Raw genomic sequence first — 18,473 nt, forward strand, 5'->3', positions numbered from 1 at the left:
TTCGCCTCCTGTCGCGCTTACCCCCGCTCGAACAGCACCGCGAAGCACAGCACCGCGACCAGCAGGAGCGCAACCGCCAACCGGGCGCGCCACGCGGGCGGCGAGAACGACACCGACCCCATAGTGAACGCGGTCAGGGTCGCCAGCGCGACGCCGCCAGCGCCGACGAGCAGGCCGCCGACCGCGTGGGCCGCCTCGCCAGCGCGCGTCTCGGCGTCTCGGCCGATTTTCGCGCCGACTTCGACGGCGTTCGACCCGAGGTCGTGGACCGCCAGCGCGGCGGCGACCCCGGCGAAGACGGCGATGGCGGACCCGCCGTCGTCGGCGACGACCAGCGTGGCGACCGTCAGCGCCCCGCCAGCGACCGCGAATCCGCCCGCGGAGTCGGTCCCGACCCACGGCGAGATGGCTACCGCGAGGATTCCCTGCGCGAACGCGACGGCGAAGAGGACGAGCGCGAGACCGCCCGCGAGCGCCCCGGTCGGGCCGACCACCTCGACGGTCTCGGCCCACCCGGACCCGGCGACCGACGCCAGCGCGTCGCCGGGCGCGAGCGCCAGCAGGGCCGCGACGCCGAGCGCCACGAGTCCGCCCGCGGCGTGGGCCACCGCTCGCGGCGGGTCTCTCCCGGCCCACTCCACGAAGAGGAGTTGCACGCTCCGAGCGAGCAGGACGACGAGGAGACTGCCGACCAGCGCGGCCAGCGGCAGGTGGAGAATGCCCGAGACCAACAGGAGTTCGAGCGCGTCGCCCAAAATCGACAGCGAGTCGAGGAACGCGCCGAACCACGCCGGACCCCACGACGAGAGCGCGAGCAGGACTTGCAGGCCCAGCACCGCCCAGTAGCCCCGCGGCACCTCCCAGAGCCGAACGTCGAACCGTTCGAGGACCGCGGCCCGGACGTTCCGATTCTCGGGGAGCCAGCCGTCGAGGACCGGCACGGCCCAGTGGACCAACTCGCTGATGGCTAGCAGTTCCAACTGGAGGACGACCACCAGCGAAAGCGCGCTCGACGCCGCGACGGCGACGAGTTCGCCGCCGACGACGCCGAACGTCTTGCCGAACAGGTTCGCGTACAGGCAGAGCGCGAGAACGCTCCCGACCAACAGCACCGTTGCCGAGCGCCAGAGCGACCGGATGGCCGGGCGCTCGACTCGCTCGTCGAACGAGACGACGGCGTTGGTCGCGGCCGCCGCGACGCCCCCGCCGACGAGCAGGGCGACTGCGCCGCCGCCCAGCGCTGTCACGATTGCGAAGGCGGCCACGCCAGCGACGAGACAGACGCTGCCGACCGCTCGCCGGGCGTTCGTCTCCGACTGGATGGCTCGGACGCCGAGCGCGGCCAGCGCGCCGCTTGCGATGCTCGCCGCGACGCTCGGCGCGGTTCCGGACGCGCCCCCGAGCGCGAGACCCGCGAGCGCCGCCACCAGCACCGCGAGGGTTCCGCTGAATGGCGTCGCGCGGCGCTCCGGAGCGGCGTCCTCCCCGCTCTCGGTTTCGGTGTTCGTTCCGTCGCCGATTCCGTCACCCATTCCGTCGTCGGTCGGGTCGATGTCGCCGTTCGCGTCGTTCACGTCGAAACTCATCCTGACCACCTCGCTGTCGCCTTCGAGACCGCACTTCGAATCGGTTCGTCGGGCGACCAGTCTACGACCCGAACCGGGCCGCGCAGGTCGCTGAGTCGTCGCTCGCGCTCGATTCGCTCGACGGTGCCGCCGGTCGTGCCCGAGTCGGCCACGTTCGGACTCACGACGGTCACGGCGTGGCCGTAGGCGCTGAATCGCTCGGCGACTTCGACCGCGTAGTCGTCGGCCATCGGCGAGAGGAAGACGACCTGCGCGCCGTCGGGGAGTCGCTTGCGGAGCGTCTCGAATCTGGACTCGTTGGCCCGCTGGCGTCGGTTCGAGTCGAACATACTCGCGCCGTGGTCGCTCGCCTCCAACGTCGCGTCGAGTTCCGCGCGAATGCGGGCCAGTTGCCCGTCGCCGCCGGGTTCGAGGTAGCGTTCGCTCGGGCCGAACAGCGCCAGTCCCACGCGGTCGTTGCGCCGGGCGAACGCCTCGGCGAGTCGCTCGGCGGCGTACTCGCTCAGTTCCGCGGCGTCGGGTTCGCCCGACCGGCGCGCGACGTGGGCGGGCGTCCGTGCGTCCACGACGACGACCACCGTCGCGGCGCGCGTCTCCCGGAAGTCCACGGTCGTCAACTCGCGGGTCTTGGCGTAGCGCTTCCAGTCGATTCGGCTCATCGGGTCAGAGGGCTGGTACTCGCGCGTGGCGTAGAACTCCACGCCCTCGCCGCCCGAGTCGGTCGTGAGTTGGCCGGGGTACGAGGAGGTCTCGGCCGGGAGCGGCACGTCGTCGGCCCGTGTCTCGCAGGTTATCGTGGCCGTCTCGTCGGAGTCGTGCGCGTCGGCGAGTGCGGCCTCGCAGGTCCGCCGGCGTTCGGCGCTCGCGCTGACGTTCCGGGCGAGCAGTCGCGTCTCGCCGAACTCGTGGGTGCCGCGCCGCGCGCGGACCTCGTAGGAGAACGCCGCCGTCTCGCCGGGTTGGAGGCTGGTACAGAGACGGGGCGACCCCGTGGAGACGCCCAGTTGCTCGGGGACGCCGTCCACGATTCGGAGGTCAGGAATCGGCTCCTCGCCCTCGTTTCGGAGCGCCAGCGTGACTTCCACCTCGTCGCTCGGTAGGGGCGACCGGTCAGAAATGGTGCGCTCGACTGCCACTGAGACCTCCGGCGCTCGGGTGCCGTAGCGGTAGGCCGCGTAGGCGAACCCGACCGCGGCCGCGAGGAACATCGTCGTGTTCTTCGTCAGGATGCCGCCAGCGCCCGCGAGGAGCGCCACCGTCGTTCCGGGGTCCCACCGCGGGCCGATTCTGGTCTCCGGCGGCTGGTCGTCGCTCTCGGTCGATTCCTCGGTGGTCGGCTCTTCGTCGGTCGTCTCGTCGCTCGTTTCCGGTTCGTCGTCCGCCGACGCGTCGCTCGCGTCGTCATCGTCTGTCGAATCGTCGTCATCGACTCCGTCGCCGTCGCCGCCGCTCATCGCTTGGAAGACTTCTCGGGTGAGCATATCGTGGCCCGGTCTCACGGTCCAGAAATCTTCCATGTGGGCAACTGCGAAGACTCTGAGCGCGACCAACGGGGTGGCGATGCCGAGATTCATCGCGCCACCTCCCGGTCGCGCTCGGTCTCGCGGGCGAATCTTTCGGATTCGCCCGCGAGGTTGTCTGTGTCGTCGGCGAGGTCGTCCAGTTCGCTATCGAACCTGTGCGGGCCGCCGTCGAAGCGGCTTGCTTCGCTGCTTTCGCCGCCGTTCGCGGTCTCCCCTTGGTCGATGGCGTCGATTGCTTCGACCGCGTGGGTCGCCCACCGCTCGAAGCGCTCGCCGCTGGCCCAGTCCCGGATTCGGGTCCGGAGCGGCGCGAGATGTCGCCCGCCGAGGAAAGCCGCCGCGCGGGGGTCGTCGGTCCACGACCCCGCGCTGATGCGCTCGGCCGCGCGCTCCTCGTCGATTCGCTCGGCGTCGGCGACCACCGCGATTGCGGTCTCCCGGATGCGATTCTGGGCAGTCCGGCGGCGCGAACTGAACTTCCGGGTGTCCTCGCGGTTCGCGTTGAACACCGAATCTATCTGCTCGCCGGTGGTCCGATGCTCCTCGAAGTAGGCCCGCTCCGGTTCTCTCGCGGGCGCCCACTCGGCGAGCCGGTCGTTCTCGTCGTCGCTCGCCGGGGTCGCGCTCGCTCGGAGCGCCTGCATGCCGAGAAGTCCGGCGGCTCCGGCGACGACGAAAATCGAGGCGGGCGAGGCGAGAACCGTCGAGAGCGGCCGGAAGACGGCGGCCGGAAACAGCCACGGCAGGAAGGCGACGCCGACCGCCAGCGCCAGCGACCCGCCGCCGATGACGGCGAGCGTCCGGCGCTGTTGGAGTTTCGCGCTCGCTCGGCCGAGCAGTCGCGGAATCACTTCTCGTCACCCCGCCAGTAGTCGCGGAGTCGGTCGAGCGCCGAGCGCGCCGAGTCGGTTCGCTCGTCTCGGGGGAGGTCGCCGTATCGGACCTCCCGGAAGGAGTCGGTGAGTCGCCGGACGGCCTCGTCGGGGAACCCCCGACGGGCGGCGGCCCGCGCGACTTCGCCCGGTGTCCGAGCGCGCCGGTTCCGGACTGGCACGCGGTCGCGCATAGTTTCCCACGCCTCTTCGACGGTGGGCGGGACCGGGTCGGCCTGCTCGTCGGATGAAGTCGAGCGATTTCGGTCGTCGCCGTCGTCGCTCCCGCCGCGACCCAGGCTCGGCATGCTGACGTTGCCGAGACCGGAGAAGACGCCGAGACCCGCGCTCAGTCCGGCGAGCGCGCGCGGAATCGACGTGACGGTCAGCGCGAGACCCTTCGCGCCGATTCGGAACGCCTCGGCGGTGCCGCGTCCGGCGGCCCCGAGGACGCTCCCGAGGCTTCGGCCGACCGCTCCGGCGAGCGACGCGGCATCGTCCAACAGTCGCGGAACCGACGATGAGAGGGCCACAATTGTCGCCATCGTCCGAGCCGGTATCCGCCCGACGAGCGCGCCAAGGGGCGTCCCGCCGATGGTGAGCGTAAACGGGAGCGCTCCGGCGGCCCGACTGCTGACTTCGAGGACGCCAGTGGAGAACCCGACGAGCGCGAGGAGACCGACCAGTCCGAACAGTCCGGTGGCGGCCGTCACGAACAGGTCGGCTCCGGCGAACGGACTGGAACCGCTGGGCGCGGTCCCGGTCGTCGTTGTCGTGGCCGTGGTCGTCGTCGTAGTCGTCGTTTCGTCTCCGCCGTCGGACGTGGTCGTCTCGGCGTCCTGCGCCGTCGTGGCGGGCGGAGCGGTCGCTTCGGTGGTCTGTCGGGGCGCGTCGGTGCCGCCTCCGCCGGGGGCGTCCGCGGCGTCGCCACCGACCCCGACGCCAGCGGGTTGACTCCCGAAACCGCTGGCGGGCAGGAGGGTGGCGGCGAGGGCGACCGCGAGGACGCAGAGGGCGGCGAGGGCGGCGCGGCGGCGTTCGCGGGACACGAAAGAGACGAAAACTTTCAGTCAAATATATCTTCCCTCTCCAACATAGATGTAATCTGTCTGCCCTCCATGTCACGAGACGCTTCCCCGAACCCCGGCCCGCCCGACGACGCCAACGACGCCAGCAACGCCGACTCAACCGGAATCGCCGACTCCTCCGGCGAGACGCTCGGCCTGACTCACCGCATCGCGCTCACGCTCGCGCTGGTGCTGGCCGCCGACGCGGCGTTCGTTGCCGTCCTCGCGTACCTGTTCCGGCCGTGGCTGGTCGCGGTGGTCGGAGCGGGGTCGGCGTCGTGGCTCGCGCTCGTGGCGCTCGTTGCGCCCGCGACGCTCGCACTCGCGTGGGCGCAACTCCGGTACACGCGCCGGGAGGCGCTCGCGGCGGCCGACGCCCGGCCGGTCTCGGAGACCGAGTACCCGGACCTCCACGCTCGCGTTCGCCGACTCGCCCAGACCGCGGGCGTGACCCCACCGCGGGTCGCCGTCGCGGAGACCGATGTAGCTAACAGCTTCACGGTCGGCGATTTGCGGGACGGAACCGTGGTCGTCTCGACCGGACTGCTCGATGCGCTCTCGGAGTCCGAACTTGACGCGGTGCTGGCCCACGAACTCGCGCACCTCCAGAACCGCGACGCGGCGGTGATGACGCTGGCCACCTTCCTTCCGGCGCTGGCCAACGACGACTACTCGTTCGTCGCCGACGCGCCGGGTCCCGTCCGGTCGCTCGCGCTCGGCGTCGCCGCAATCGCAGGCTACGCGGCCAGCACTGCATTGGTCGGCGCGCCGCCGTTCAGCGTCGCCTCGCTGGTCGCGTTCGCTGGGTTCGTCGGATTCACGGTGTTGTTCGGCGGGGTCGCGCTCGGCCTGCTGGCGCTCCCGGTCGCGGTTCTGAGCGGCTACCTCTCGCGCTATCGGGAGTTTGCGGCGGACCGTGCCGGGGCGCTGACCGCGGGCGACCCCGCGGCGATGGCCAGCGCCTTGGAGACGTTGGACGCCGACGCGCCCGCCCACCCCACCGAGGACGCGCGGGCCAGCGGCGTCCGGGAACTCTGTTTTCTACCTCACGGCGTCGTCGCGCCCGAGGAGTCGGACGGCGAGGACGCGACTGAGGACCCTCTTTCCGGCCTGCCAATCGAGGTGCCGACGCATCCGGCGACCGCGGAGCGAGTCGCGCGACTCCGGGACCTCGCGGGCGAGAGCGGCGACGAGTATCGGTAGGCGTCGTCTCGGTCGGTTCTATTCGCGGGAAACTATCGTGGTCGGGACGCGCTACGGTTTGTGGTCTCGGAGCGTCGCCAGTCCGGTCGCCATCAGTCGCCGCGTGATGACGACGAGACCGTTCTCGAACCCGCGGCCGAAGATGGCCCGTTCCATCTGACCGTCCTCGTGTATCGAACTCAGGAGTATCGTCTCGCGGTCCATCAGCAACATCCGGCCGATGGCCACCTCGCCGTCGGTGCCATCGTCGTGAAGCCAGTCGAGTTCGGAGAGGAACACCTCCGCGTTCGGGACCTTCTCCCGGAGTTCGTCGCGCAACGCCGTGGTGACCGTTCCGACGAGGACCGGGACGCCCCGCTCGGCGGTCTCGTTCAGTCGCTCGACCAACTCCTCGGTGACGACCGACGGCGAACTGACAACGAGGACCACCTCGCTCTCGGCGTCCTCTAGGAGTTGGAGCGTGCGAGTCGTGATTCCCTCCTTGCCCGACAGCGACCAGACCTCGTGGGTCACTTTGTCCCCGGACGGGTTCGCGGGTTCGATGTCGTCGAGGGTTTCCTCTAACTCGTCCACGCGAGACTCGTACTGCCGCCGGAGCGTCTTGGCGGCCTCTTCGAGCGGAACCGCTCGGTACTGGCGCGGGTTCGTGTGTTGGATTTCCACGAGTCCCTGCGCCTCCAACACGCGAATCGCGTCGTACACCCGCGTTCGGGGCACGTCCGCGATTTCGCTTACCTCCTTGGCAGTCGCCGTCTCCTTGCGCATCAGGGCGACGAAACACTTCGCCTCGTACTCTTTCAGGCCGAGTTGCTGGAGTAATCCAGCGGCCTGTTCTTGTTTGTCGTTATCGACCATGGTGTCCCAACCACCACCGGGAAATCCCGGAGATACGGATGTTTGGGGACTCTCGCCTTTAGGCATTGTCGTGTCTCGCCACTCGTTTTTGCTACCCTTCCGACGAGGTCTCATTCTCCGCTCGACGTGATATGTCTAACACAAATCGGCGTTTCCTATTTCACTCATTTAATCACACAAGCTACATAGGTTCGGCCTTCAAAGAGAATCTTGACACGCGGCTAGTAGTGTCCCAACCACTTACTTCGCCGCGTGTCCACTTCACAACGACTAGACGCGTCTTTTGCGGAAATCTCTCGCTCGCTCGACCTACAACTCGTCCGACTCGAAGCCACTCGAACCGTGACCTCGACCTGTGAGGAACTGGGTAAACCGTGCTACAGGCCGTCACGAGACATCTACCGCCGGTTTCAATTTTCCACCACAGTCCGTGTCGTATCAGTGAGGACTCGGTACAACGCCGAACTAATCCGTCTCTCGCCCGAATAGTTGATAGCATGATGACTCTCCGCTGGGAGCGACAATGAACGACGACCCCGACCTGATGGATCGCTCGCTGGCCTTGCTAGCGAGCGAAGAGCGGCGGAAAGTGATCGAATACTTCGACCGCAACGATACTGAGTCGGCGTCGGTCGAAGCTCTGATGGAGTACCTCGTGCGGACGAAGGTCGAAACCGACGGCGGAGCGCCCTCGACTTCGAAGCCGAAGGCCGAACTCCACCACGTTCACCTGCCGAAGTTGGCGGAGTACGGCGTCGTCGAGTATGACGCGCGGTCGGGCGAAGTCCGGTACTGTCCCGACGAGAAACTGGAGGCCATCGTCGGGTTCGTGTCCGAGCTGTAGGTTCGAATCGCGGTGTCGTGACGGCTCGAAGCGACGGGCGAAACTGCGGGGAGTCATCCACCGCGCCAGCGCGCGGCGCGCGCTGGCGACGCGACGCCGTGTGGAAAATTCGGATAGAGACGCGATTCTACTCTTCGCTCTCGTCGTCGCCGTTAATCGTAATTTCTGTGGGTTCGCTCGCCACGTCTTCCCACTCCCCGGTCTCGCCGTCGCCTCGGGAGCCGAGGACGTAACCGACCGCGAAGGTCAGCGCGAGCAGAACCAGCGTTCCGAACCGTGACCGACCGCCGTCAGTCTGCGTTTCTGTCGCCATACTCTACTTCACGGGCGAGAGGACTTTGCGGTTGCGGCGTCACTCCTTGTCGTTTCACCCCCCAATTTTGCCGGGTTACCCTTCGTGTCGTCGAATCTTGTCGAGAAAGCTCGTGAGTGGCGGTTCGACCGTAATTTCGGTCACTTTCCCCTCGTCGGTGTCGTAGACGATGATTCCGGCCTCCTCCAGTTTCGGCAGGTGGGTGTGGTGGAGCGCGGTGGCTATCTGGGTCCGTTTTATCATCGACACCTTGTCGGGCGGTTGCTGGAACTCTCGGCCCGCGACTTGGTCGGTCAGGCCTTCGAGCGTTACCGGCACGGGCAGGCCGTCGAGACACGCGAGGCAATGGCGTCGATACCGGTCGCTAAGGAGCGTCAATACGTCGTCGAGTTCGAGTGACCCGCCGCGATTTTCGTCGCTTCCAGCGGCGGGGTCGCCGGTCATACCCGACAATTTTCTTTCTCCCTTAAACGGCTATCGCATTCGGTCGGGCGTCGAATATCGGCAGAAGAAGTCTAGACGGCGGACTTTCGGCGCTTACCCGAGACTGCCTTCCATTTCGAGTTCGATGAGTCGATTGAGTTCGACGGCGTACTCGATGGGTAGCTCCTCGGTAATCGGCTCGATAAACCCGGAGACGATCATCTGCTTGGCGTCGTCGTCGTCCAAGCCACGGCTTTGGAGGTAGAACACGTCCTCGTCGCCGATTTTCCCGACCGTCGCCTCGTGGGCCACGTCCACTTTCGACTCGTCGATCTCCATGTACGGCATCGTGTCCGACGTTGACTCGTTGTCGAACATCAGCGCGTCACACTCCACCGATGTGGAGGAGTGTTCCGCGCCCTCCGAGATGTGGACGAGACCGCGGTAGTTGGTGCGGCCACCGTCCTTGCTGATGGATTTGGACTCGATGGTGGACTTGGTGTGGGGCGCGTTGTGGTAGACTTTCGCGCCGGTGTCGATGTTCTGGCCCTCGCCAGCGAACGCGATGGTGATGTTGTTCGCCGACGCGTTGCGGCCCTTCAGGATGGTGCAGGGGTAGAGCATCGTCGCTTTCGACCCCATGCTTCCGGACACCCACTCCATCCGGCCGCCCTTCTCGACGATGGCGCGCTTGGTGTTGAGGTTGAAGGTGTTTTTCGACCAGTTCTGGACGGTCGAATACTGAACGTGGGCGTCCTCGCCGACGAAGACTTCCACGCCGCCCGAGTGGAGGTTGTGGCTCCCGTACTTGGGTGCCGAACAGCCCTCGATGTAGTGGACTTCCGAGCCTTCCTCGGCGATGATGAGGGTGTGCTCGAACTGGCCCATCCCTTCCGAATTCATCCGGAAGTACGCCTGCACGGGCATTTCGACGGTCACGTCTTCGGGGACGTAGACGAAGCTTCCGCCCGACCAGACGGCGCCGTGAAGCGCGGCGAACTTGTTGTCGCTCGGGGGACACAGGAGGTCATGAAGTGTTCTTTGACGAGGTCTTCGTGCTCTCGCACGGCCTCGTCCATGTTGCAGAACACGACGCCCTTCTCTTCCCACTGCTCCTGCATGTTCTGGTAGACGACTTCGGACTCGTACTGGGCGCCGACGCCCGACAGCGCCTTGCGCTCGGCTTCCGGAATGCCCAGTTTCTCGAAAGTGTCCTGAATGTCTTCCGGCAGGTCGTCCCAGCTATCCGCGCCCTCGCGTTTGTCCACGTCCGGCCGGATGTACGGCACGATTTCCTCTACGTCCAACTCGGTCAGGTCCGGCTGGCCGGGCCAGTCCGTCGGCATCGGCATCTCGTTCCAATGCTCGAGTGCCCGGAGCCGTCGCTCCAACATCCAGTCCGGTTCGCCCTTGTCCTCGCTGATGAGCCGAACCACTTCTTCGGTCAGCCCCTTGTCGGATTTGAGTGCCGCGCTCTCGTCTTTCTTGAACGCGAAACGTTCCTCCGTGTTGGTTTCCTGAAGCTCGTCACTACTCATGTACTCCAACTCGGTACCGAAGCCCCTTAACCTCGGGGTCGATACGGCTCTCGAAGAAACTGAAAATGGTTACGAGAGGGTCGAAAAGTCACCCGTCGTCGTTACGCTTCCGATGCGTCGGTGTCCGTCTCGCTGACGGTGTCCGTCTCTCGGACTTCCTTCGGGTCGGCGACGCCGTCGGTTCCGCTCGTCGGGTTGACTTCGCTCTGTGCTTCCTGAAGCTCTTCTTCGATCTCTTGACGCCCTTTCTTGAACTCGCCCATGGCCTCGCCCGTCGAACGCGCGAGTTTGGGAATCTTGTTCGCGCCGAACAGCAGGACGGCGATGAGGAGGATGACCATCATCTCCATTCCGCCCGGAATCGGCCCGAATAGTGGAATCATCTCTACCATCTCTACCTGCATCGATTGGCCCCTCACTTGTAGGCTTTTCCCCCGAGGTTTTCCCTTCAGCACCCAAACTGGAACGCAGAGCCGTGACCGACTCCCCCGACTCTTCGATTCTCGCTGACAGCGCCCGCCGATTCCTCCTCAATTCCCACCGGGAAACCGTCGAGAGCGTTCTCGATTGCGCCGACGCGGTCGCCGAAACGTGGGATGCCGAGACCACCGGCGACCCCGGCGCGGTCGCCGACCCGCTTCGTGCGGCGCTCGACGCCGCGGGCGTGTGGCCGCGCCTACCCGACCTGCTCGTCGGTGCCGTGCGCGCGACCGGGCGCTCGCTGTCGGCGTCGCCCGTCGCGGCCCCGCCGTACGTGACGGCGACGAGTCGCGGGCCGGTGCTTCGGGCCTCGCTTTCGGACGGCCGACTGGTCGTTCTGCTCCGCGTTTTCGAAATCGAGCGCACGAGTGCGGACCGCTCGCAGTACGCGCGCGGCCCGGAGACGCCCGAGCAAGCAGTTCACGTCGAGTTCGTCTGAGGCGTTTCGGCCACAGCGCGAACGACGACCCTCCTGCCGGGGAGACGACTTATCTCTCAGCAGGTCCAATACGGTTCCATGGAGACCACCACCGTAGACTCCGGACCGGCGCGGTCGTCCTCGAAGCCTCGCTCGCTGGTCGTCGCGGCGGCGCTCGGCGTCGGTGGCTACGTCTTCGCGGCCGTCATCGTCGCCGTGGCCACGCTCGCGGTGATGTTCGCGGGCGTACCGCTGATGGACCGCCCCGCGCTCCTGCTCGGTCTCTCGGTCGTGATGGGGCAGGGCGTCGCGTTCGGCACCTTCGCGCTCGGCTATTTGGCGTCCACCGACCGCGGTTTCGACTTCGTGAAAGTCCGGATTCCGACGCTCCGAGACGTGGGGTGGTCTGTCCTCGGGACGCTGGGCCTGTTCGCAGGTCTCATTGTCGTCTCGACGATTTTCACGCTACTAGGCGTGCAGTCGGCGTCGAACGCGGTCACGGAGTTCGGCGAACAGGACCCCCGAGTCTTCCTCCTGTTGGTTCCCCTCTCGTTTCTGTTTATCGGGCCGGGAGAGGAACTGCTCTACCGCGGCGTCGTACAGGGGCGACTCCGGGAGGCGTTCGGGCCGTGGGTCGCCATCGCCGCGGCGAGCGTCGTCTTCGCGGCGGTTCACGTCTTCTCGTTGCAAGGGGCGGGAAAACTCGCGTACATCGCCATTCTGCTAGTCCTCTCGCCGATTCTGGGTCTCGCCTACGAGCGGACCGGAAACATCGTCGTCCCGTCGCTGATTCATGGGGCGTTCAACGCCGTCCAGTTCTACCTCGCGTATCTGGGGGCGACTGGCGGACTGCCCCAGTGACTAGCCCGATTTACCGCTCCAGCGCACCACTCGGAAGCGGTCGTACCCGCCGTAGGCGAGTTCGAGCGCGCCCATCCACCAGTTCCACTTCTCGGGGAGCGTGAGGTCTTCCGGTGCGTCCTGAAGGTTCTCGACGGCGACCGCTGCGGTCAACTCCCTGTCCATGTGGAACCGGAACTGCCCTGAGTCCGCCAAGTCCCGCGCCTGTCGGGCGACGACCCGTCTAGTCCCGGCGTCGCCGCCGAACTCCTCGCCGAGTCGTTCCTCGAAGCGCTGACCAATTCCCGTTTCCATTATCAAACTCTCTCGCCACACTCGTTCGGTGCCGCTCGCGTGGACGTACGGCCGCTCAGTTGTAAAGTCCGATGGCCTTGATCTGCTCTTGATACCGATTTCGGATGGTGACCTCGGTCACTTGGGCCACGTCGGCCACCTCGCGCTGGGTCTTCTTCTCGTTGCAGAGCAGCGACGCCGCGTAGATGGCGGCGGCCGCGTATCCTGTGGGCGACTTGCCCGAGAGAAGCCCTTTCTCGGCGGTCACGTCGATAATCTCGTTGGCCTTGCTCTCGACTTCCTCTGTCAGGTCGAGTTCCGAGCAGAATCGCGGGACGTACTTTTTGGGGTCTACCGGCTCCATCCCGAGCGCGAGTTCCTGCGAGATGTAGCGATACGTCCGTCCGATTTCCTTGCGCTCGACCCGCGACACCTCCGAGACCTCTTCGAGGCTTCGCGGGATGCCCTCCTTCCGACAGGCGGCGTAGAGCGCGCTGGTGGCGACGCCCTCGATGGAGCGGCCCCGAATCAGGTCTTCCTTGAGCGCGCGCCGGTAGATAACCGACGACACTTCCTGTACGGAGCGGGGCACACCGAGCGCCGACGACATCCGGTTGAGTTCGCTCAGGGCGAACTGGAGGTTGCGCTCGCCAGCGTCCTTGGTCCGGATGCGCTCTTGCCACTTGCGCAGGCGGTGCATCTGACTGCGTTTCTCCGAGGAGAGCGACCGGCCGTAGGCGTCTTTGTTCTTCCAGTCGATGGTCGTCGTCAGGCCCTTGTCGTGCATCGTGTTCGTCGTGGGCGCGCCGACGCGACTCTTGTTCTGGCGCTCCTGGTGGTTGAACGCGCGCCATTCCGGGCCGCGGTCCACGTTGCGCTCCTCCACGACGAGTCCGCAGTCCTCGCAGACTAACTCGCTTCCGCCAGCGTCCGCAATCAGGTTTCCGGCCTCGCATTCCGGACACGTCTGCGTCTCTTCTGACTCCTCCTGCTCGGTCTCGACCCCTTGCTCACGCTCGCGCTGGCGGATTGGCCCGGTCATGAGTCTGTTAGTAAGGTAGTGCCATAGATAAACCCTACGCGCGCTCGGCAGGGCGTTTTATTAGTCCGTCGTGTCTGTGTCCGATATGGCATCTTCCCACCCGACAGTGTTCACCGTGGACGAGTACGACGCGCTGGAGTTCGACGCGGTTCTCGTGCGCGAACGCACCGTGGTCTGTCTCGACGGCGACGAGACGGCCCGCGTCGTCCCGCTCGGCAAACTCAACCACGTTGACGCCGACCCCGAGACGATGCTGGTCGAGCGCGAACTCCCCGAAAGCTTCTACGGCGGCGGCCAGTACGGCTTCGTCCGCGTCGAGGAGTACCCCGAACTCGAACAGCACCTCGAACAACTGGACGCCGAGGAATACTGAGCCTCGTCGCCTCCCGAGGCGACGCGACGGTTCAGAACCGTACCAGCGGTTTGATAACGCCGTCTTCTTTCGACGCCATCAACTCGAAGGCCTCCTCGATGTTCTCGAAGTCGAACTCGTGAGTCGTCATCTTCGTCGGGTCCACACGCCCGGCCTCGATGAGTCGAAGCAGTCGGCCGAGTCTGACGCTCCCGCCCGGACAGAGGTCGGTCACGATGTCCTTCTCGGCCATCCCGACGCCCCACGCCTCGCGCGGGATGTCCACGGTCCCGCCCTCGCCGTAGTAGCCGACGTTCGAGACAGTGCCGCCGGGCTTGGTGACCGCCACGCAGTCGGCCAGCGTCTCCTCGCTCCCGAGCGCCTCGATTGCGGCGTCTACCCCTTCGCCGTCGGTCAGTTCGTGAATTCGCTCGACCGGGTCTACCGCCTCGAAATCGACTATTTCATCCGCGCCGTACTCGCGGGCCAACTCCTGTCGTTCGGGGACACTCTCGACGGCAATGACCCGTCCTGCACCTTGCAGTCGCGCGCCTTTCGTCGCCATTAGACCGACCGGTCCCTGCGCGAAGACCGCCACCGTCCCGCCCATCGGGATTGCGGCGTTCTCGGCTCCCGCAAAGCCGGTACTCAGCATGTCGCAGACGTAGACGGCCTCCTCGTCTGTCACGCCGTCGGGAATGTGGGCCAGATTCGCGTCGGCCTCGTTGACGTGGGCGTACTCGGCAAACACGCCGTCTTTCTCGTTTGCAAACTTCCAGCCGCCGAGTTGCCCGCCGGACTGGGACGGGTGGCCGTCTTGGGCGGCCGCCGACCCCCACTCGGGCGTGATAGCTCCCACGACAGCGCGGTCGCCCTCGCTGAATCGCTCGACTTCCGACCCCACTTCGTCTACGACGCCCACGGCCTCGTGGCCGAGCGTCAGGTTCTCTCGCTCACCGATAGCTCCGTGGACGGTGTGAACGTCGGAGGTACAGATGAGCGCGACCGTCGGCTTCAAGATGGCGTCGTTCGGTCCCGGTTGTGGTCTCTCCTTCTCGGTCATCCGCGTCTCGCCGACGCCGTTCATGACGAATGCCTGCATTGTTCTCCCAGCTAACTGATGACCTCATCGTACTTCAATCCCGGCAGAGCGCCGCCCCGTAATCTCGACTCGAACGTCGTCGGGCAGATTCGACCCGCCGTTCCTCACGCCGGTCCGACGACTGTTGCGACCAGCTTCGACTCGATTCGCTGGAGGTGTTCGCTCACGGTGGCGGTTGCGAGGTCCAGCGACTCGGCGAGGTTCTGCTGGGTCGTTTCTCGGGGCACCTCGTAGTACCCCTCTCGGACGGCCAACTCGAAGAGTTCGAGCTGTCGCTCGGTCAGCATCTGGGAGAGTTGACCCGTGTCCGGTTCGTACTCGCCCGTCCGTTCGAGGTCTAACTCCACTCCCGAGGGGAGGTCGCCCGCCGCGTGCTGGATGGCTCTGCTCGTTCCGATGACCGTCACCCGCAATCCTCGGGCGTCGTCTCCGTAGAACCGCATCGGCCAGTCGAGGACGATTTCGTGCTCGTGGAGGACCGCGAGAAGGTCCTCGACCAGTCCGGCGGTCCGACACTGGACGTAAGCGACGCCGCTGGTCCCGTCCCCGGTGACGTCGTGTTCGAGTGCCGCCGACGACTCGGCCAACAGCGCCCGCGCCCGGTCAACGTCGCCGCTGAGTTCGAGCAGTTCCACGTATTCGCCCTCTCCGACCGGGCTGACGTACCGAATCGCCTCGACGGTGACGGACTCCTCGTGCGCGAAGATTTCGCCTACCGGATGCACTCGTTCGCCGGTCCACCTCAGGGTGACTGTCGCGTATCTCATCGGGGTAATCGTCGCGGGCGACCCCGGTCGGCCACCGGGGTTTCGCCACTTTCTGTCGGAGCGTTTCGGCTCGACGTACTTAAACACACCTAGGAAATTCGGATACAGACGTAGGTCGCTGGGACCCCACGTATCAACTAGACATGAGCAGCGACGCCCCACCGACTGCCGACGAGTTGCCGCCGGGTCCCGACGGGCTCCCGGTCGTCGGCAACTACCTTGCGTTCGTCCGCGAACCGTTCGATTTCATGACGCGAAACGCTCGCCAGTACGGCGATATCGTGGCGTGGGAGGAGATAGACGGGCCGGTCTATCAACTCAACCATCCCGACCATATCGAACAGGTCCTCGTCCAGAACAACCAGAACTACGTCAAAGGCGACAGCTTCCAGCGCACGCTCTCGCCCATCACCGGTGACGGCATCCTGAACAGCGAGGGTTCCGTCTGGCGACGCAATCGCCACCTCATCCAACCCGCGTTCCACCCCGAACGCATCGAAGAGTACGCTGGAATGATGACCGACGCTACCGAGGAGTTGCTATCGACGTGGGACGACGGCGAGACGCGCCTGTTCCACGAGGACATGATGACCGCGACGCTCCGCATCGTCGCGCGGGCGCTGTTCGGCGTGGACATCGAGGGGTACGTCGAGGACATCGGCTCGGCGCTCGAAGAGTTCATGGAGGCCTCCGAGAGCGTGTCGAACTTCGTCCTGCCCGAGGAGGTCCCCACGCCCTCGCGGCTCCGCATCCAGCGCGCTCGCGAGCGACTCGACGGGGTGGTCTACGACCTCATCGAGAAGCGACGGGCGGACCCGACCGACCGCGACGTTATCTCGATGCTGTTGGACGTGACCGACGACGACGACCAGAATCTCTCGACCGAAGAGATACGTGACGAAGTAGTGACGCTCCTGCTGGCGGGCCACGAGACGACCGCGCTCTCGCTGACGTTCACGGCCTACGCGCTCGCCCGCCACCCCGAAGTCGAGGACCGACTCGTCGCGGAACTCGACGAGGTGCTGGACGGCCAGACGCCGACGATGGCCGACCTCTCGGAACTGACCTACACCGAGCAGGTGGTCAAAGAGTCGATGCGACTCTATCCGCCGGTCCCCGGCATCGTCCGCGAACCGGTCAAACCCGACATCATCGACGGCTACGAGATTCCCGCGGGCGCGACGATTCGCATGCACCAGTGGGTCGTCCACCGGGACGACCGCTGGTACGACGACCCGCTGGCGTTCCGACCCGGCCGCTGGACCGACGACTTCGAGAGTTCGCTCCCGAAACTGGCTTACTTCCCGTTCGCGGCCGGACCGCGCCGCTGTATCGGTGACCGGTTCGCCATGCTGGAGGCCCGCCTCCTGTTGGCGACCATCTACCAGCAGTATCACCTCGAACTCACTCCCGGCACCGAACTCGACCTGATGGCGACCGTGACCGCCCGCCCGAAGGACGAGATTCCCATGACCGTCCACGAGCGTTGAGGGCGACCGAGCGAGGCCCCCAACCGAACTCTCACGCTGACAGCGCCCCCTCGATTCTCCGCCAGATGCGCTCGGCGTCGGGCCGGATGACGGACCGGATGACGGGCCACGAGCCACCTCAATCCGTCGCCGCCGGTGCACCGACTTCCGAGTCGCTTCCGGCGTCGTCGCGCTCGCCCGTCGGTCTGACCGGCGAGACGGCGACCCAGACCAGACTCGCGCCCGCGGTCAGGACAACGGCGCTCGCGGCGAGGAACCGAATCGGCCCGAGCGCCGCGGCCGCGTACCCGCCGCCGACCTTGGTTGCTCCGGCGACCAGCGAGAAGACCATCGTCGCGCCCGAGAGGACCGTCGCGCGCCCGACGTTCTCCACGCGGTCGTTGAGGTACTGGTTCCGGAGCGGTCGGAACACGCTTCGCGCTCCTCGGGTCAGGAAGAGGACCGGGACCACCAGCACCGGCGCGAACGCGATGGCCGCGTAGGTGGCGCCGAGGAGTGGCACGAGCAGGCCCAAAGCTCCGCGGACGCCGAGGTGTTGTTCTATCCACCCGGCGCTGGCGGCCGCGACCGCCGAGACCAGTTTGAACCCGGCGTAGAGCAGTCCGAGCGCGGGCACCGAGACCCCCGCGGCGGTCATCGCCGGTTGCTCGAAGGTCCGCGAGAGTTCGAAGAGCGTGTAGACCAGCGCGGCGAACGCGACGAACCACCGGATTTCGGGCCGTCGGGCTTGCAGGCGGAGCGTTCGGAGCGCGTCGCCGACGGTGAACGTCTCGTCCGCGACCGCCGCGGCGTCTCCATCGCCCGGAGCGTCGTCGCCTTCGGCGTCCTCGCGCTCGCTGGCCACGGTCGGGAGCGTCGCCAGAATCGGAATCCCGAGCGCCGAGAGGAGGGCGTTGGCGAGGAACGGGAGCGACCAATCGACCGCCACGAGCGCGCCCGCGGCGACCGCGGTCGCTCCCGAGGTCAGCAGGAGCGCGGTGTTGGCGCGACCGCTGACGCGGGCGAACTCGTCGGCCTCGCCGTGGGCGTCCAGTATCTCGTAGAGCCACGCCTTGCCCGTGCCCGACCGGAACGCCCACCCGAACGCCCAGACGACGTTCAGGCCGACGTAGGCCAGCGGCGAGTCGGCGACGACCCAGAGACCGAGCGTGACCGCCGACAGGAGGTTTCCGGCCGCGAGGCTGGCCCGGCGACCGATGCGGTCGCCGACGTAGCCCGTCGGAATCTCGGCCACGACCTCCGCGAAGAGGAACGCCGCGCCGGTCAGCCCGATGACCTCCATCCCGTAGCCTTTGACCTGCGTGAGGTAGACGACGCTCACTGGCAGGTAGAAGCCGTAGGCGTTGGTCATCTTGTAGGCGTAGTAGCGCCGGACGACGCCTCGGAGGTCTCCCATTATCTAAAACAACTCTGGCCGCCCTAATGGGGTTTCCCGGAAGCCGATTTATGTAGGACTTCTGTCTT

Annotated in this window: 19 protein-coding genes and 1 pseudogene; 6 read left to right on the forward strand and 14 right to left on the reverse strand. The window is 66.4% G+C overall.

Annotation, left to right across the window (positions count from 1 at the left end; translation table 11 throughout):
- Nucleotides 1-17: 17 nt before the first annotated feature.
- Genes EP007_RS16500 through EP007_RS18035 form a run of 4 tightly spaced genes read right to left on the reverse strand, consistent with a single transcriptional unit; the run spans nt 18 to nt 5,030 of the window.
- Nucleotides 18-1,586, reverse strand: coding sequence for a hypothetical protein (locus EP007_RS16500; protein ID WP_128478861.1), 1,569 nt, complete (start codon nt 1,584-1,586; stop codon nt 18-20).
- A complete protein-coding gene (locus EP007_RS16505) occupies nt 1,583-3,160 on the reverse strand; it encodes a DUF58 domain-containing protein (RefSeq protein WP_243700495.1) in 1,578 nt (525 codons plus the stop codon). The genes EP007_RS16500 and EP007_RS16505 overlap by 4 nt, the downstream gene beginning before the upstream one ends.
- Nucleotides 3,157-3,960 carry a DUF7269 family protein gene (locus EP007_RS16510; protein ID WP_128478862.1) on the reverse strand — a complete coding sequence of 268 codons (804 nt, stop codon included), beginning with the start codon at nt 3,958-3,960 and terminating at the stop codon, nt 3,157-3,159. The genes EP007_RS16505 and EP007_RS16510 overlap by 4 nt, the downstream gene beginning before the upstream one ends.
- The gene (locus EP007_RS18035; RefSeq protein WP_243700496.1) at nt 3,957-5,030 is read right to left on the reverse strand and encodes a DUF4129 domain-containing protein; all 1,074 of its coding nucleotides are present in this window, start codon (nt 5,028-5,030) and stop codon (nt 3,957-3,959) included. The genes EP007_RS16510 and EP007_RS18035 overlap by 4 nt, the downstream gene beginning before the upstream one ends.
- A 69-nt stretch (nt 5,031-5,099) precedes the next feature.
- Between EP007_RS18035 and EP007_RS16520 the strand changes: the two genes are divergently transcribed.
- Nucleotides 5,100-6,251 carry a M48 family metalloprotease gene (locus tag EP007_RS16520; protein WP_128478863.1) on the forward strand — a complete coding sequence of 384 codons (1,152 nt, stop codon included), beginning with the start codon at nt 5,100-5,102 and terminating at the stop codon, nt 6,249-6,251.
- Between the two features lie 51 nt (nt 6,252-6,302).
- On the opposite strand, the gene EP007_RS16525 is transcribed toward EP007_RS16520, so the two are convergent.
- Nucleotides 6,303-7,106 (reverse strand): TrmB family transcriptional regulator, encoded by an 804-nt coding sequence (locus EP007_RS16525; protein WP_128478864.1) that lies wholly within the window; start codon nt 7,104-7,106, stop codon nt 6,303-6,305.
- A 523-nt stretch (nt 7,107-7,629) separates the two neighbouring features.
- On the opposite strand from EP007_RS16525, the gene EP007_RS16530 reads away from it, so the two are divergent.
- Nucleotides 7,630-7,950, forward strand: a complete 321-nt coding sequence (locus EP007_RS16530; protein WP_128478865.1) for a DUF7344 domain-containing protein — start codon at nt 7,630-7,632, stop codon at nt 7,948-7,950.
- Between the two features lie 127 nt (nt 7,951-8,077).
- On the opposite strand, the gene EP007_RS16535 is transcribed toward EP007_RS16530, so the two are convergent.
- From EP007_RS16535 to EP007_RS16550, 4 genes and pseudogenes are all read right to left on the reverse strand, one after another.
- Complete coding sequence (locus EP007_RS16535; protein WP_128478866.1) at nt 8,078-8,263, reverse strand: hypothetical protein; 186 nt, start codon at nt 8,261-8,263, stop codon at nt 8,078-8,080.
- A gap of 75 nt (nt 8,264-8,338) precedes the next feature.
- Complete coding sequence (locus EP007_RS16540) at nt 8,339-8,707, reverse strand: DUF7344 domain-containing protein (RefSeq protein ID WP_128478867.1); 369 nt, start codon at nt 8,705-8,707, stop codon at nt 8,339-8,341.
- 93 nt (nt 8,708-8,800) lie between these two features.
- Nucleotides 8,801-10,224 (reverse strand): annotated as a pseudogene (gene sufB, locus EP007_RS16545) (Fe-S cluster assembly protein SufB).
- A 101-nt stretch (nt 10,225-10,325) separates the two neighbouring features.
- On the reverse strand, nt 10,326-10,616 hold the full coding sequence (locus tag EP007_RS16550) for a Sec-independent protein translocase subunit TatA/TatB (protein WP_128478892.1): 291 nt from the start codon (nt 10,614-10,616) through the stop codon (nt 10,326-10,328).
- An 83-nt stretch (nt 10,617-10,699) separates the two neighbouring features.
- Here EP007_RS16550 and EP007_RS16555 point away from each other — a divergent pair, with 83 nt between their 5' ends.
- Together EP007_RS16555 and EP007_RS16560 are read left to right on the forward strand one after the other, a co-directional pair.
- On the forward strand, nt 10,700-11,143 hold the full coding sequence (locus EP007_RS16555; RefSeq protein ID WP_243700497.1) for a hypothetical protein: 444 nt from the start codon (nt 10,700-10,702) through the stop codon (nt 11,141-11,143).
- Nucleotides 11,144-11,221: 78 nt separating this feature from the next.
- Nucleotides 11,222-11,983, forward strand: coding sequence for a CPBP family intramembrane glutamic endopeptidase (locus EP007_RS16560; RefSeq protein WP_128478868.1), 762 nt, complete (start codon nt 11,222-11,224; stop codon nt 11,981-11,983).
- Here EP007_RS16560 and EP007_RS16565 read toward each other — a convergent pair whose 3' ends face one another.
- Nucleotides 11,984-12,277, reverse strand: a complete 294-nt coding sequence (locus EP007_RS16565; RefSeq protein ID WP_128478869.1) for a hypothetical protein — start codon at nt 12,275-12,277, stop codon at nt 11,984-11,986.
- A gap of 55 nt (nt 12,278-12,332) precedes the next feature.
- On the reverse strand, nt 12,333-13,298 hold the full coding sequence (locus EP007_RS16570) for a transcription initiation factor IIB (RefSeq protein ID WP_128478870.1): 966 nt from the start codon (nt 13,296-13,298) through the stop codon (nt 12,333-12,335).
- An 85-nt stretch (nt 13,299-13,383) separates the two neighbouring features.
- Between EP007_RS16570 and EP007_RS16575 the strand changes: the two genes are divergently transcribed.
- Nucleotides 13,384-13,671, forward strand: a complete 288-nt coding sequence (locus tag EP007_RS16575) for a hypothetical protein (protein ID WP_128478871.1) — start codon at nt 13,384-13,386, stop codon at nt 13,669-13,671.
- Nucleotides 13,672-13,702: 31 nt separating this feature from the next.
- Here the strand turns inward: EP007_RS16575 and EP007_RS16580 are convergent, their stop codons facing one another.
- Together EP007_RS16580 and EP007_RS16585 are read right to left on the reverse strand one after the other, a co-directional pair.
- Entirely contained in the window at nt 13,703-14,752 is a 1,050-nt protein-coding gene (locus EP007_RS16580) for an NAD(P)-dependent alcohol dehydrogenase (RefSeq protein WP_128478872.1), read from the reverse strand.
- 104 nt (nt 14,753-14,856) lie between these two features.
- Nucleotides 14,857-15,519 carry a helix-turn-helix domain-containing protein gene (locus tag EP007_RS16585; protein WP_128478873.1) on the reverse strand — a complete coding sequence of 221 codons (663 nt, stop codon included), beginning with the start codon at nt 15,517-15,519 and terminating at the stop codon, nt 14,857-14,859.
- Nucleotides 15,520-15,662: 143 nt separating this feature from the next.
- Here EP007_RS16585 and EP007_RS16590 point away from each other — a divergent pair, with 143 nt between their 5' ends.
- Nucleotides 15,663-17,009 carry a cytochrome P450 gene (locus EP007_RS16590; protein WP_128478874.1) on the forward strand — a complete coding sequence of 449 codons (1,347 nt, stop codon included), beginning with the start codon at nt 15,663-15,665 and terminating at the stop codon, nt 17,007-17,009.
- A gap of 118 nt (nt 17,010-17,127) precedes the next feature.
- On the opposite strand, the gene EP007_RS16595 is transcribed toward EP007_RS16590, so the two are convergent.
- Nucleotides 17,128-18,405 carry an MFS transporter gene (locus EP007_RS16595; protein ID WP_128478875.1) on the reverse strand — a complete coding sequence of 426 codons (1,278 nt, stop codon included), beginning with the start codon at nt 18,403-18,405 and terminating at the stop codon, nt 17,128-17,130.
- Between the last annotated feature and the right edge of the window lie 68 nt (nt 18,406-18,473).

It is taken from the genome of Halorussus pelagicus (assembly GCF_004087835.1).
GTDB lineage: Archaea > Halobacteriota > Halobacteria > Halobacteriales > Haladaptataceae > Halorussus > Halorussus pelagicus.